The organism is Neisseria perflava (assembly GCF_019334725.1).
Classification (GTDB): domain Bacteria; phylum Pseudomonadota; class Gammaproteobacteria; order Burkholderiales; family Neisseriaceae; genus Neisseria; species Neisseria subflava_A.
Window position 1 is genome coordinate 1,777,470 of sequence record NZ_CP079818.1, and the last position, 13,604, is coordinate 1,791,073.

The following is a 13,604-nucleotide window of genomic DNA, read 5'->3' on the forward strand; positions in this document are numbered from 1 at the left end:
AAAGGCCGTCTGAAAAATTTCAGACGGCCTTTTAATCTGTTTATTGCTTATTGGATACTGGTACCGATACGGCTGAGTTCGCCAAAGTTCATCCAAACAAAGAAGGCTTTACCGACAATCAGTTTATCATCGACAAATCCCCAGTAACGGGAATCGGCGCTGTTGTCGCGGTTGTCGCCCATTGCGAAATAACGGCCTTCTGGGACTTTACAGATAAAGCCATTGCCGTCTTCTGCGTATTCGCAATTTTCCAAACCGCTTGTTTCAAGCGAGTAATTGCTTTCAGGCATCACTTCGGAAGTATATTTGTTCAATACAGCAATAGATACGGAAGGCTGACCGGCCTCCTTGACCACATCAAAGTTTTTGCCGTTCAAGGCCGTCTGAAAACGCTCAAGCGTATGAATCATAGACGGATCGGTATCATCTGCGTATTGATAATTACCGTTTGGTTTTTCGGAAATAATTTCTCCGTTAACAGTCAAAACCTTATCACGGTATTCCACAACGTCGCCCGGAATACCGACGATACGTTTGATGTAATTCATCTCTGGCTGAAGTGGGTAATTGAACACCACAACATCGCCTCGTGCAATGTTGCCGACAGGGATAATGACCTTATTCAAAATCGGCAGGCGGATACCGTAAGAGAATTTGTTCACCAAGATAAAATCGCCTTTGACCAAGCCCGGACGCATGGAGCTGGACGGAATTTGGAACGGCTCGGCAATAAAGCTGCGCAACACAAAGATAACCAAGATGATGGGAAAAAAGCCGCCCATGTAGTCGGTAAAATGCGCATTGTCTTCGCCGGTCTCGCTTTTTTTCAGATGGCCTTTATGGATTGCCCAAACAATACCGGTAAACACGACAAACACCAGCAATACGGCGGTAAAGCTCATAAATTCAGACAAAATGCCGAATACACCAACCATGCACAGGAGGTAACTCCATTGCAGGCCGGAGCTCCATTCGCCGTTTTCCTGACGCTCTTTGCTGCTTTTGAAGTTAAGAACCAAACCGGCCAGCAGCACAACGATTGCGCCTAAAGTCAGATTTATACTCATTATTTATCACTCACTTGCAGAATCGCCAAGAATGCGCTTTGCGGGATTTCCACGTTGCCCACTTGTTTCATGCGGCGTTTGCCTGCTTTTTGTTTTTCGAGAAGTTTTTTCTTACGCGTAATATCGCCGCCGTAACATTTCGCCAAAACGTTTTTACGCAGGGCTTTGACGTTTTCGCGGGCGATAATCTGGCTGCCGATGGCGGCTTGGACGGCGATGTCGAACATCTGGCGCGGAATCAGCTCGCGCATTTTTGACGCCAACTCACGACCACGGTGAACCGCGCTTTGACGGTGCACAATCAGGCTCAGGGCATCGACTTTTTCGCCATTGACCATGATGTCGAGCTTAATCAAATCAGACGGCTGGAACTCTTTGAAATGGTAGTCCAACGAAGCATAGCCGCGCGAAGTCGATTTAAGCTTGTCGAAGAAGTCCATTACGACTTCGTTCATCGGCAAATCGTAAGTCAACATGACTTGACGGCCCATGTACTGCATATTGACCTGCACGCCGCGCTTTTGGTTACACAAAGTCATGACGTTGCCGACATACTCCTGCGGCACAAGAATGGTCGCGGTAATAATCGGCTCGAGAATGGTTTCGATGCTGCCGATGTCGGGCAGTTTAGATGGGTTTTCGACTTCGATTTTTTCGCCGCTCTTCAAAACGACTTCGTAAACCACCGTCGGCGCAGTGGTAATCAAGTCCATGTCGAACTCGCGTTCCAAACGTTCCTGTACGATTTCCAAGTGTAGCAGGCCTAAGAAGCCGCAACGGAAGCCGAAGCCCAATGCCTGAGAAACTTCAGGTTCGAATTTCAGTGAAGCATCGTTCAGTTGCAATTTTTCCAAAGCGTCGCGCAAGGCTTCGTAGTCGTGGCTTTCCACAGGATAGAGACCGGCAAATACTTGGCTTTGTACTTCTTGGAAGCCGGGCAACGGCTCAGAGGCAGGGTTGGCAACCAAAGTCACCGTATCGCCGACTTTCGCCTGTCCCAATTCTTTTACGCCGGTAATCAGAAAACCCACTTCGCCGGCTTTGAGTTCTTGTTTTTGAACCGATTTCGGTGTGAATACGCCCAACTGCTCGACCTGAGTTTCCGCCTTGGTGCTCATAAAGCGTACTTTGTCTTTCAGCTTGATGGTGCCGTTTTTCACACGAATCAGCATGACCACGCCAACGTAGTTGTCAAACCATGAATCAACAATAACCGCTTGCAACGGCGCATTTTCATCACCGGTCGGCGCAGGGATTTTGGCAACGATTTCTTCCAAAACATCTTCCACACCAATGCCGCTTTTGGCAGAACACTGTACCGCGCCAACGGCATCAATGCCGATGATGTCTTCGATTTCCTGTTCCACGCGCTCGGGGTCGGCGGCAGGCAGGTCGATTTTGTTCAAAACAGGCACGACTTCCACGCCCAAATCAATCGCGGTATAGCAGTTCGCCACGGTTTGCGCTTCCACGCCTTGTGACGCGTCAACGACCAAAAGCGCGCCTTCGCAGGCAGAGAGCGAACGGGATACTTCGTAAGAAAAGTCGACGTGTCCCGGCGTATCAATTAGGTTAAGCTGATACACCTGCCCGTCGCGTGCTTTATAGTTGAGCGCGGCGGTTTGCGCTTTGATGGTAATGCCGCGCTCTTTTTCGATGTCCATGGAGTCGAGCACCTGCGTACTCATTTCGCGCAAATCCAAACCGCCGCAGTATTGGATAAAACGGTCGGCAAGCGTCGATTTACCGTGGTCGATGTGGGCAATAATGGAGAAATTCCGTATGTTTTTCATATTGTTATTAAGATAAATGCAATTAAAGTCGGAAAGGCCGTCTGAAAAAACAGGGATTCGGTTTTCAGACGGCCTTAGAATAAGGTTGAATCGTTCCGTATTCTAACGGAAATTCAACGTTTCTGCATGATTTTATAGCGATTTGACAATCTCGGTCACCATCTTCGCCGAGCTGACAGCCGCCGTTTTCAAAAACTCTTCAAAGCTGATGTCCGCTTTCTCATCTGCCGAATCGGAGACGGCGCGAATAATTACAAACGGCACTTCCAACTGGTAACAAGTCTGCGCAATCGCCGCAGCTTCCATTTCCACTGCTTTTACTTCTGGGAAATGGCTGCGGATTTCCGCGACACCTTCGCTGCTGTGCACAAAACGGTCGCCACTGACAATCAGGCCTTGCGTGACAGCCGCTCCGTCAAACACTTGCGCCGCCTTTTCTGCTTGGCGAATCAAGTTTGAATCCGATGCAAACACGGCAGGAAGTTGCGGTACTTGTCCCCAAACATAACCAAAAGCCGTTACGTCAACATCATGATGCGCCACAGTTTCGCCGATGACCACATCACCGACCTTCAGGCCCTTGCCCAAACCGCCTGCACTGCCGGTATTGATGACGCAATCCGGTGCAAACTGATGAATGACCCAAGAAGTCGAAACCGCCGCATTGACTTTACCGATACCGCTCAAAACCAATACCATACGTTTTCCGGCCAATTCACCTTCATACGCCGAGAATTTACCGAAGGACACATGCTTGACATTGGTCATGCTTTCACGCAAAAGCTCGATTTCCTGTTCCATTGCGCCGACCACGGCAATTGTTTGTACTGACATCTCGTTACCTTTCCATTCACTAATCGGGCAACATTATAACAGCAGAATTTAAAATCACAGGGATACTGAAAAATCTGCTATATTCCCAGAACGACACCCAATTTAAAACAGATTGATGCTCCAGCTAGCAATCAGCAAATAATGATTGCATCTGTTATAATTACCATAGATAAAATAACTATATTTTAAATACCTAAATTCTTATGTTTAACGAAAATACTCCGGATGCAAAAGAAGAATTGTTCGCTTGGCTACGCCATATGAACAAATACAAAGGCTCCGACCTTTTCATTACCACCAATTTCCCACCGGCCATGAAAGTGGACGGCAAAATCATGCGACTGACTGATGAGCCGCTGAGTGCTGAAAAATGTATGGAAATCGCTTTTTCGATTATGTCTTCCAAACAAATCGAAGAATTTTCTTCCACCAACGAATGCAACTTCGCCATCAGCCTGCCCGATACCAGCCGCTTCCGTGTTAATGCAATGGTTCAACGCGGTGCAACTGCTTTGGTATTCCGTTCCATTACCAGCAATATCCCGAAATTTGAAACGCTCAATCTACCCCCTATTCTGAAAGACATTGCCCTCAGAAAACGCGGCCTGATTATTTTTGTCGGCGGTACAGGTTCGGGCAAGTCCACTTCCCTCGCCTCCCTTATCGACTATCGAAACGAAAACAGCTTCGACCACATTATTACCATCGAAGACCCGATTGAGTTTATCCACCAACACAAAAACTGCATCATCACCCAACGTGAAATCGGTGTAGATACAGAAAATTGGCCGATTGCATTGAAAAATACCCTGCGCCAAGCGCCGGATGTTATCCTGATTGGTGAAATCCGCGACCGCGAGACCATGGACTACGCCATTTCCTTCGCAGAAACCGGCCATTTGTGTATGGCAACACTGCACGCCAACAGTACCAACCAAGCGCTCGACCGCATCATCAACTTCTTCCCCGAAGAGCGCCGTACCCAGTTGCTGACCGACTTATCGCTCAACCTGCAAGCCTTTATTTCACAACGACTGATTCCCCGTGAAAGCGGACGGGGTCGTGTGGCGGCGGTCGAAGTTTTGCTCAATTCGCCAATTATTGCCGACTTGATTCAAAAAGGCGAAGTCCACAACATCAAAGAAATGATGAAAAAATCAACCGGCATGGGCATGATCACTTTTGACCAAGCCTTGTATGATTTGTATGAAAACGGCGATATCAGTTATCAAGACGCCATTAAAAATGCCGACTCCGCTCATGATTTGCGCTTAGACATTCAATTACGAAGCCGTCGTGCGCAAAATGCCGGTCCGGATTTAGAATTGATTTAACAGCTTCAAAGCATAAAAAAGGCCGTCTGAAACCTTACTACGAGTTTCAGACGGCCTTTATTCCATCAAATAATCAAGCCTGTTTCAGTTTTGCATCGGCATCACGCAATGCAGTGCGCAGACCTTCTTCGATAACCGGATGGTAGAACGGCATATCCAACATTTGCGGAATCGTCATCTTCATTTGATGCGCCCAAGCCATCAAGTGTGCCAAATGTTCGGCAGCAGGGCCGACAATTTCCGCACCAATGAAACGGCCGGTCGCTTTCTCAGCATACAAACGCATATGGCCTTTGTTTACCAACATAACGCGGCTGCGGCCTTGGTTTCGGAAGGAAACTTCACCGATGACAAACTCATCAGGCTGATATTTCTCCGCAACTTGCGCGTATTTCAAACCGATAGTGGCAATTTGCGGACTGGTAAATACCACGCCGATTACGCTACGGCGCAAACCGCCCTCAATATTCGGGAAAATAGCGGCATTGTGACCGGCAATTTTGCCTTGGTCAGAAGCTTCATGCAGCAGAGGCAGTTGGTTGGATGCATCGCCTGCGATAAAGATGTGCGGAATGCTGGTTTGCATGGTCAGCGGATCGGCAACAGGCACGCCACGTGCATCTTTTTCGATATTCAGGTTTTCCAAACCGATATTGTCCACGTTCGGACGGCGACCGGCGGCAGCCAAAGCATATTCGGCATGGAATATACCTTTTTCGCCATCTTGTTCCCAATGAACTTCAACATTGCCTTCTGCGTCCAATTTGACTTCGGTTTTGGCATCCAAATGCAAGGTCAACTCTTCACCAAAAACGGTTTTGGCTTCTTCAGCGACAACAGGGTCGGAAATACCGCCAATAGCGCCTGCTACGCCAAAAATTTCAACTTTTACGCCCAAACGGTGCAAAGCCTGACCCAACTCTAAGCCGATTACACCAGGACCGAATACGGCCACACTCTTAGGCAGGGTATCCCAAGAGAAAACATCATCGTTCACAATCAAGCGATCGCCCAAAACTTCCCACTGAGGGAAAATCACAGGGCGCGAACCGGTAGCAATCACAAAACTTTTTGCAGTGATTTGAGTGTGGTCATCGATTTGGACGGTGTGTTCGTCAACAAATTTTGCCGTACCCATAATACGCTTGTCGGCAGGCCACTCTTCTACATCACTGACTACAAAACCAACAAAACGGTCGCGTTCGGACTTCACGCGGTGCATGACTTCTTCGCCGTTTACCGTTACGCTGTCTTTATCCAAATGCACGCCAAACGGATCGGTATGCAGAGCATGATGGCGCGCTTCCGCAGCTGCAATCAGCAATTTGGACGGCATACAGCCGACACGCGCACAAGTTGTTCCGAATACATTGTTTTCAATCAGGTAAACATTATCTGTATGAAGTCGAGCATTGCGAAATGCGCCCATACCGGCTGTACCGCCACCCAGTACTACCACATCTGCTTGAATTTTTTTCATATTTTATCCTTACTGTCTATATCCAAACCGATATTGCCATCAGGTTATCCGTTTTCAGACGGCCTAAACTTCATAAACTATCAAAATTTAAAAATCAATAGCCAATATCTAAATATCGATTTAAAACAATAATCTCAAATTCTACTTGTAAATATAGAGTTATTCAGAACGCCGATTTGCAAACGTCGTCTGAATAACTCTATATTTGGGTCTTTCAGACGGCCTTTTCAAGCCGTCTTAAGCATACAGGCAATTAGTTTTTAGCCAAGTAAGCTTCCAAGTCTTCGCTGCCACCGATGTATTTACCGCCGATGAATACTTGAGGAGCAGTCATCTTGCCGGTAATAGCGCGTACGGAAGTAACAGTTGCATCTTTGCCCAATACGATTTCTTCGTAAGACAAGCCTTTGTCTTGCAGAGCTTTTTTAGCTTTAGCACAGAATTGGCAGCCAGGTTTGGTGAAGATGGCAACAGACTCTTGAGCTTTCCAGTCAGGAGCAATGTATTTCAACATAGTGTCAGCGTCAGACACTTTGAAAGGATCGCCTGGCTCTTCAGGTTCGATAAACATTTTTTCAATCACGCCGTCGTTAACCAGCATGGAGTAACGCCAAGAGCGTTTGCCGAAGCCCAAGTCTTCTTTGCCAACCAACATGCCCATGCCTTCAGTGAATTCACCATTACCATCAGGAATCATGTAGATGTTGTCAGCTTCTTCTTCAGCAGCCCAAGCGTTCATTACGAAAGTGTCGTTTACAGATACGCAGTAGATTGCGTCAACACCGTTTTCTTTGAACGCGCCAAACAATTCGTTGTAGCGTGGCAGGTGAGAAGAAGAGCAAGTTGGAGTAAATGCGCCAGGCAGAGAGAACACGACTACTTTTTTGCCTTTGAACAAATCATCAGTAGAAACATCTTTCCAAGTGTCGCCAACGCGAGTGCGGAATACTACGGAAGGTACTTTTTGACCGGTACGATCTTGCAAAGCCATTTTTAAGCTCCTTAAAAATTCGGGTTTGAGAAATGAATCAATGCTTGCATTTTAATGCAGGCCTATCGATTTGTATAATTTATAGTTCAAATAATATTAATTACATCAAACTATCAACTCAATTAAATCGAGAACAGCTATTCCTCTAAATGAAGGCCATCTGAAATAAAACAAGTACCTGACTGAAATTATTTTTTAGGTAAGGGCTGAACGGGAGAATCCGAAGCCACAATTTCGCCGATGGCTGTTTCCGCAATATCCTTCAAAGCATAGCGGTCTTTATCAGGCATATCTGTCGGTTTGTACTGAGGCGAGAAATCCAAGCGGATACAGATTTTCTTCATAGAAACAATGCGCCATAAAGATTGAAGCAGGTTTACCTCCGCATAGGATGGCAGATCCGTCCGTTGTCCTTCGTCATCATAATATCGCAAAGTTACCGCCTGAATCGGCGCTTTCGCATCAATAGCCGATTGGAACAGGGCAGCTTTAAACGGCAAAATACCCAAGCCGGAAGAAGTACGCGCCTCAGGGAAGAAGCTGACATTCTGCCCTGCTTTCAATGCTGCACAAATCGCCTGATTAATCGGCTCGACATCACGGCGGGAATTGCGATTGATAAACACCGTGCCGGCATTTTTACCCATTTTCCCCAAAACCGGCCAACCGCTGATTTCCTGTTTCGCAATAAAACTGCTCGGATAAACGGCGCTCATGGCAAAAATATCCAACCAAGACACATGGTTGGCCACCACCAAAGTACCACTCACATTTCCTTGAGGCGGTACGCCGATTTCCAATTCGATATCCAAAGCATCCAACGCACCTTTTCCCAAAACAACCACAGCATGATTGCGTTCCTCTGCATTGTTGCCATCAATGGCACGCAAATCCCGGCCGGTTCTGAATAACCAAGCTGCCAAACGGCAAAGTCGGCTCAGACGTTTAAAAAAAGGAGCTTTTTGTTTAGACATAAAATTTCTTCTGTATTGTGTTCATTATGTTCAGACGGCCTCTGACATTTAAGGCCGTCTGAAACTATTTCTGGCAATTTGGACAATAAAATGTTCCACGCTGCCCCAAAGTTTCTTTAAAAATCAACCCGCCACATTGGACACAAGGCTCATTGTGGCGGCCATAGACCGTATATTCCTGCTGAAAGTAGCCGCTTTTTCCATCGCTATTAACGAAGTCTCGCAGTGTACTGCCGCCCGTTTCAATCGCCCTCAGCAGAACCGCTTTAACGGTTTCCACCAATAATGCGCATTCTTTCTTGGTCAGCTTATTCGCCGGACGCAATGGCGAAATACCTGCCTTAAACAGACTTTCATTCGCATAAATATTACCGACACCAACCACCACTGCATTATCCATCAGCGCTAATTTGACTGCACGCTTTTGGGTTTTCAATTTCTGATACAGGTAATTTGCATCAAAATCATCCGAGAGCGGCTCCGGTCCCAACTTTTCCAACAGCGGATGATGCTCGGCAATACCCTCATACCACAATACCGCACCAAATTTACGCGGATCGTGATAACGCAATACGGTACCGTCATCAAATACAAAATCTAAATGATCATGTTTATCCGGCGTGGCGATGCGCTCATCATCGGCGGTAAAAATCCGCAAACTGCCGGACATACCCAAATGCATAAGTAAAATACCCGTTTCAAAAGTAACAATCAAATACTTCGCACGCCGGTTGCATGCCAAAACTTTGCGCCCGGCCAAAATTTGCGCCAAGTTCGGATGGATAGGCCATCTCAATTTAAACTGGCGAATAATGACTTTTTCTATCTTTTTGCCATCAATATGCGGCGCGATTCCGCGTAAAGTCGTTTCTACCTCAGGTAATTCAGGCATCATTATTCTCCAAATTCATCATTATATATAGGCCGTCTGAAAACTATTCGGCCAAACGTGCCGTACTTAAAGCAACCGTATTGCCATCGAATGCAGATTCCAATTCAGGCAAAGGATGGACACCAATCAAATGTTTCGTTAAAACCACACCATACACCGCCGCACACTGCGGCCACCACCTATCCCCTGCCTTTTCCATAAACTGCCAAAACTTCAAAGCAGATGATGAATTCACAGCAGGCAGATAATCCATAAACTGCCCATATTCCATTTCAAAACCAATAGCGGCAGTTTTTCGTTTCAACTCAGCCAGAGCCAAGCATTGAGATTTCATAGGCAGTCTTTTACCATCAAACCACGAGCTCAACCCCCACAAAGATTTAAGGTTAAACCCCGTTAAAATCAACCTGCCCTCGGGTTTTAATATCCTAAATGCCTCTTGCAACACCAAATCGGCAGATGAAATTTCCAAAAGATGGGGCATCAATAATACATCCACGGAATGCGTTTCAAATGCCAACATTTCAGCATCCATCAGCACATCGCGCGGTACCACAATCATATTTTCAGACGGCCTCTGCCATACACCGTCCAATTGAACCGCCACTTGCCTATTCAAATATTGCAAATGCCGTCTGAAAAAATCCGCCTCTTTTTGAGCAAGATATTGCCCCATTGGCGTTTGCATAAAAAAAGTTTCCATTAAATGCTCTCCTATGCATCCCGACTTGTGTGACAGAATTTTAACACCACGACCACATCATACACGCAAATTCCCTGCCCGACTTGACGTTTGAATGCTGAAACGATACCATCGAAAGGACAAAATTTTATTATATATTTGATAACTCTATTTACTATGGCAAAACTAAAAACCATCGTTCTGACCGTTTCAAGCCTGTCGGCAGTTTCCGCCACAGCCTACGCGCAAAACGCTACGCCCAACCAAGTCGGCATGGCAATGATGCGCCTCAACTCTTCCCTGCTCGACCAAGCCAAAACACAAACCTTCGGCTCTGGTAGCTTGTGGGCATCATTACGTAAAGACTTCCGCATTAACGAAGTCAACACAGAACTGGTTCGCCGCCATGAAAACAAATTTGCTGCAAACAGTGCATATTTCGACCGCACCATCTCCCGCAGCAAACCTTATATGTACCATATTGCCAATGAAGTTAAAAAGCGCAATATGCCTGCTGAAATCGCTTTGTTGCCTTTCATTGAAAGCGCATTTTTAACCAAAGCCAAATCACACGTCGGCGCATCCGGCCTGTGGCAATTTATGCCGGCTACCGGCCGCCACTTCGGCTTGGAAAAAACGCCTTTGTATGACGGTCGTCACGACGTTTACGCCGCTACTGATGCCGCGCTGAACTATCTGCAATACCTGCACGGTATGTTCGGTGACTGGTCTTTGGCCCTTGCTGCTTACAACTGGGGCGAAGGTAATGTTGGTCGCGCCGTAAACCGTGCCCGTGCGCAAGGTTTGGAGCCGACATACGAAAACCTGCGTATGCCGAACGAAACACGCAACTACGTTCCCAAACTTTTGGCCGTCCGCAATATCGTTGCCAATCCGCAAACCTTCGGTATGAATATCAGCGAAATCAGCAATCAGCCGTATTTCAAATCTGTCAGCATCGACAAACCTATTGATAACAGCACAATTGCTCGTTTTGCAAACATCAGCGAAAGCGAACTGTTGGCACTCAACCCAGGTTTCAATGCTCCAGTATTCATCCCTAAAAACAACCGTCGCCTGTTATTGCCGGTTTCTGCGGTTTCCGCATTTGAAAAGAACTACCGCAATGCCAATCCAGATACCCTAATGTCTTGGGATATTTATACTTCTTTGGGCAACAAAAAGCTTAACGCCATTGCTAACGATACCGGTATGAGCGTAGCCGAACTCAAACGCCTCAATGGCCTGAGCGGTAGCGCCATTTCTGAAGGCCGCAGCATTTTAGTGGCTAAAAACTCAGCTATCCAAAGCCAAGACATTATTAACTTTATTGACAAAGACAATACGCCGGATACTTACCAATCCAATATGCCGGCCATGTCTCCGATTATTGCTTCCAACGCAGTAGAACCGGTTAAAGTCGCTCAAACTACCGTGACCAATATTGTTGCACCTGTTGTTCCTCAGTCCACTAAACCGGTTGACTTTATTGCACACAGCAAAACTGAAAACGTTACTTCCGTAGCGGTAACAGAAACCAAAGAGCAGCCTCAAGTTGCAAGTATAGAAATGACCGCCCCAGTTGTAGCCATGGTCCATACTGCTATTGAGCCTGCTACCACAAATGTTGCAGAAGCACCCAAAGCGGCTATCCCTGCCGACTTGACTGCACCGACTGTTGCCGCAAACGATGTAGCCCCTTCTCCAGCAGTTGAATCTGTTGCTGCTGCGCCGGTTCAAGAAGAGCATGATGACCTGATGGCTTTGGTACAAAGCCGACCTGCAGAGGAACCTGCAGCGACTGTTGCTGAAGCGACTCCTGAAACCAAACAAGTTCAAACTGTTGTCACCGCTGAAAACGCTCGTACAGAACGTATCGCAGCCAATACCGCTAAACAACAACAACGCATCAATGCGCGTCTTGCCCGTGTAAATGGCCAACAAAACACACAAACTGCAGCACTTGCAGCAGGTATACACCGCGTGGAAGATGGCGATACGTTGTTTAACATCTCCAAACGTTACAACTTGAGCGTAGCCGATTTGATTATTGCCAACAACATCAAAGGTAACAATATCAAAAAAGGCCAAATCCTCCGCGTTACAGCTGCTCCGGCAAAAGTCCGCAGCAACCCGATTCAAAACGTTTCCTACACTGTACGCAAAGGCGATACTTTGAACACCATCGCCAACCGTTTCAATGTTGATATTAATGATATCCGCCGTTGGAACCGCAATACACGTACGGTGACCCCTGGTCAACGTTTGAAACTGATTGGTAGCTAATACTTGCTTCAAAACAAAGGCCGTCTAAAATATTCAGACGGCCTTTTTCTTTATGATAAATTATAAATTCAATTTTTGATAACAAAATAGTTATCTCTTCAAGACATAAACATCCATGCAATAACTTCCACATAGAAAAAAGAGTGTGTAAAAACACACTCTCCTCTTCAAATAGATTGCCGTCAAATTTTACTCTTAACAGCTGCATTCAAACATATAAATCCTGTATACACATCACTATGCCGGTGAAAAAGCATCACAGAAGAAGGCATCTTCCGGTAAAGCGCAATTTTGAGTCAGCAAACTTTGCGCATTCTCCGTCATGGCTGGTGACCCGCAAGCATAAACTTCATATTGGCTCAAATCAGGATAATTTTGTGCTGCAACGTTTTGCACATATCCACTCTCCCCTTTCCATTCAGAATCAGGCTTAGAAAGAACAGGCAAGAATTTCGCATTTTTCAGACGGCCTATTAATGCTTCTGCTTCTTCCAATGCGTACAAATCCTCCTGCTGACGTGCTCCCCAGTAAAAATGAACCTGACGTTCGCTATTCTGATGAATCAAATCAAGCAAGATGCTGTGGATAGGTGCGTAACCTGTACCCGTTGCCAACAAAACAATCGGTCTATCGCTGTCCTTTTGCAAAGTAAACGTACCCAATGGGCCTTTAATGCGGACAATGCCTTTTTCTTTGATTTTAGGCTCTGCACCAAAAATCATTTCCGAACATACGCCATTTTCTCGTTTCCGAATATGCAACTCCAAAACGCCTTCTTGGTCAGGTGAATTGGCGATTGAATAACTGCGACTAATATTACCCGGAAGCAACAAGTCAATATACTGCCCTGCATAAAATGCAAACGATGGGGCTTTAGGCAAAGCCAATCTCAACAAAGCAACATCATGTTTGATTTCAATCGTTTCGATACGTACAGGCAAAGTGCGCACTGGCAAAGCATTCGGATTAAACCCCTGCACATTGATTTTCAGGTCGCTCTTCGCAGTAGTACAGCACAATAGCACTTTGCCCTGCGCTTTTTCTTCTTCGCTGATGGCTTTATCAATATGATCGCCCATTTCAAATTCACCACTCATCAACTCGGCCTTACATTGTCCGCAGGCGCCACTTTTACAAGAATGGGGCAGATTTAAATTCTGACGGGTCGCAGCAGCAAGAACGGTTTCATCATCGTTTGCCGTAAATGTTATTTGATCTGATAAGGTAATAGTATGTGTCATGGTATTTAGAATAATTTTAGAATCAAAAA

11 protein-coding genes are annotated in these 13,604 nt (G+C 46.2%); 2 read left to right on the forward strand and 9 right to left on the reverse strand.

What is annotated here, in order from left to right:
• Positions 1-47: 47 nt before the first annotated feature.
• The 3 genes from lepB to LPB400_RS08550 form a co-directional block, all read right to left on the reverse strand.
• Positions 48-1,067 (reverse strand): signal peptidase I, encoded by a 1,020-nt coding sequence (gene lepB / locus LPB400_RS08540; protein ID WP_070584130.1) that lies wholly within the window; start codon positions 1,065-1,067, stop codon positions 48-50.
• Positions 1,067-2,860 (reverse strand): translation elongation factor 4, encoded by a 1,794-nt coding sequence (lepA, locus tag LPB400_RS08545; protein ID WP_002226499.1) that lies wholly within the window; start codon positions 2,858-2,860, stop codon positions 1,067-1,069. The genes lepB and lepA overlap by 1 nt, the downstream gene beginning before the upstream one ends.
• A gap of 132 nt (positions 2,861-2,992) precedes the next feature.
• Positions 2,993-3,694, reverse strand: a complete 702-nt coding sequence (locus LPB400_RS08550; RefSeq protein ID WP_049328596.1) for a 5'-methylthioadenosine/adenosylhomocysteine nucleosidase — start codon at positions 3,692-3,694, stop codon at positions 2,993-2,995.
• Between the two features lie 203 nt (positions 3,695-3,897).
• Here LPB400_RS08550 and LPB400_RS08555 point away from each other — a divergent pair, with 203 nt between their 5' ends.
• Positions 3,898-5,028 (forward strand): PilT/PilU family type 4a pilus ATPase, encoded by a 1,131-nt coding sequence (locus tag LPB400_RS08555; protein WP_049328597.1) that lies wholly within the window; start codon positions 3,898-3,900, stop codon positions 5,026-5,028.
• Positions 5,029-5,101: 73 nt separating this feature from the next.
• On the opposite strand, the gene LPB400_RS08560 is transcribed toward LPB400_RS08555, so the two are convergent.
• The 5 genes from LPB400_RS08560 to LPB400_RS08580 all read right to left on the reverse strand — a co-directional run bounded on the left by LPB400_RS08560 (position 5,102) and on the right by LPB400_RS08580 (position 10,068).
• The gene (locus LPB400_RS08560; protein WP_070459864.1) at positions 5,102-6,508 is read right to left on the reverse strand and encodes a dihydrolipoyl dehydrogenase; all 1,407 of its coding nucleotides are present in this window, start codon (positions 6,506-6,508) and stop codon (positions 5,102-5,104) included.
• A gap of 253 nt (positions 6,509-6,761) precedes the next feature.
• Positions 6,762-7,499 (reverse strand): redoxin family protein, encoded by a 738-nt coding sequence (locus LPB400_RS08565; RefSeq protein WP_049348362.1) that lies wholly within the window; start codon positions 7,497-7,499, stop codon positions 6,762-6,764.
• Positions 7,500-7,687: 188 nt separating this feature from the next.
• Positions 7,688-8,473, reverse strand: a complete 786-nt coding sequence (locus tag LPB400_RS08570; protein WP_070459857.1) for a 1-acylglycerol-3-phosphate O-acyltransferase — start codon at positions 8,471-8,473, stop codon at positions 7,688-7,690.
• 64 nt (positions 8,474-8,537) lie between these two features.
• The gene (gene mutM / locus LPB400_RS08575; protein ID WP_070460049.1) at positions 8,538-9,365 is read right to left on the reverse strand and encodes a bifunctional DNA-formamidopyrimidine glycosylase/DNA-(apurinic or apyrimidinic site) lyase; all 828 of its coding nucleotides are present in this window, start codon (positions 9,363-9,365) and stop codon (positions 8,538-8,540) included.
• Between the two features lie 43 nt (positions 9,366-9,408).
• A complete protein-coding gene (locus tag LPB400_RS08580) occupies positions 9,409-10,068 on the reverse strand; it encodes a class I SAM-dependent methyltransferase (RefSeq protein WP_070459854.1) in 660 nt (219 codons plus the stop codon).
• Positions 10,069-10,224: 156 nt separating this feature from the next.
• Between LPB400_RS08580 and LPB400_RS08585 the strand changes: the two genes are divergently transcribed.
• The gene (locus LPB400_RS08585; RefSeq protein WP_070459851.1) at positions 10,225-12,333 is read left to right on the forward strand and encodes a LysM peptidoglycan-binding domain-containing protein; all 2,109 of its coding nucleotides are present in this window, start codon (positions 10,225-10,227) and stop codon (positions 12,331-12,333) included.
• 237 nt (positions 12,334-12,570) lie between these two features.
• Here LPB400_RS08585 and LPB400_RS08590 read toward each other — a convergent pair whose 3' ends face one another.
• Complete coding sequence (locus tag LPB400_RS08590; RefSeq protein ID WP_070459847.1) at positions 12,571-13,575, reverse strand: FAD-binding oxidoreductase; 1,005 nt, start codon at positions 13,573-13,575, stop codon at positions 12,571-12,573.
• Positions 13,576-13,604: the final 29 nt, after the last annotated feature.

What these genes read in the sequence shown, in the direction of transcription:
- LPB400_RS08570 (WP_070459857.1), bottom strand. Translation starts at nt 8,473, where the DNA reads ATGTCTAAACAAAAAGCTCCTTTTTTTAAACGTCTGAGCCGACTTTGC.
- lepA (WP_002226499.1), bottom strand. Translation starts at nt 2,860, where the DNA reads ATGAAAAACATACGGAATTTCTCCATTATTGCCCACATCGACCACGGT.
- LPB400_RS08580 (WP_070459854.1), bottom strand. Translation starts at nt 10,068, where the DNA reads ATGGAAACTTTTTTTATGCAAACGCCAATGGGGCAATATCTTGCTCAA.
- LPB400_RS08585 (WP_070459851.1), top strand. Translation starts at nt 10,225, where the DNA reads ATGGCAAAACTAAAAACCATCGTTCTGACCGTTTCAAGCCTGTCGGCA.
- LPB400_RS08560 (WP_070459864.1), bottom strand. Translation starts at nt 6,508, where the DNA reads ATGAAAAAAATTCAAGCAGATGTGGTAGTACTGGGTGGCGGTACAGCC.
- LPB400_RS08555 (WP_049328597.1), top strand. Translation starts at nt 3,898, where the DNA reads ATGTTTAACGAAAATACTCCGGATGCAAAAGAAGAATTGTTCGCTTGG.
- mutM (WP_070460049.1), bottom strand. Translation starts at nt 9,365, where the DNA reads ATGCCTGAATTACCTGAGGTAGAAACGACTTTACGCGGAATCGCGCCG.
- LPB400_RS08565 (WP_049348362.1), bottom strand. Translation starts at nt 7,499, where the DNA reads ATGGCTTTGCAAGATCGTACCGGTCAAAAAGTACCTTCCGTAGTATTC.
- LPB400_RS08550 (WP_049328596.1), bottom strand. Translation starts at nt 3,694, where the DNA reads ATGTCAGTACAAACAATTGCCGTGGTCGGCGCAATGGAACAGGAAATC.
- lepB (WP_070584130.1), bottom strand. Translation starts at nt 1,067, where the DNA reads ATGAGTATAAATCTGACTTTAGGCGCAATCGTTGTGCTGCTGGCCGGT.
- LPB400_RS08590 (WP_070459847.1), bottom strand. Translation starts at nt 13,575, where the DNA reads ATGACACATACTATTACCTTATCAGATCAAATAACATTTACGGCAAAC.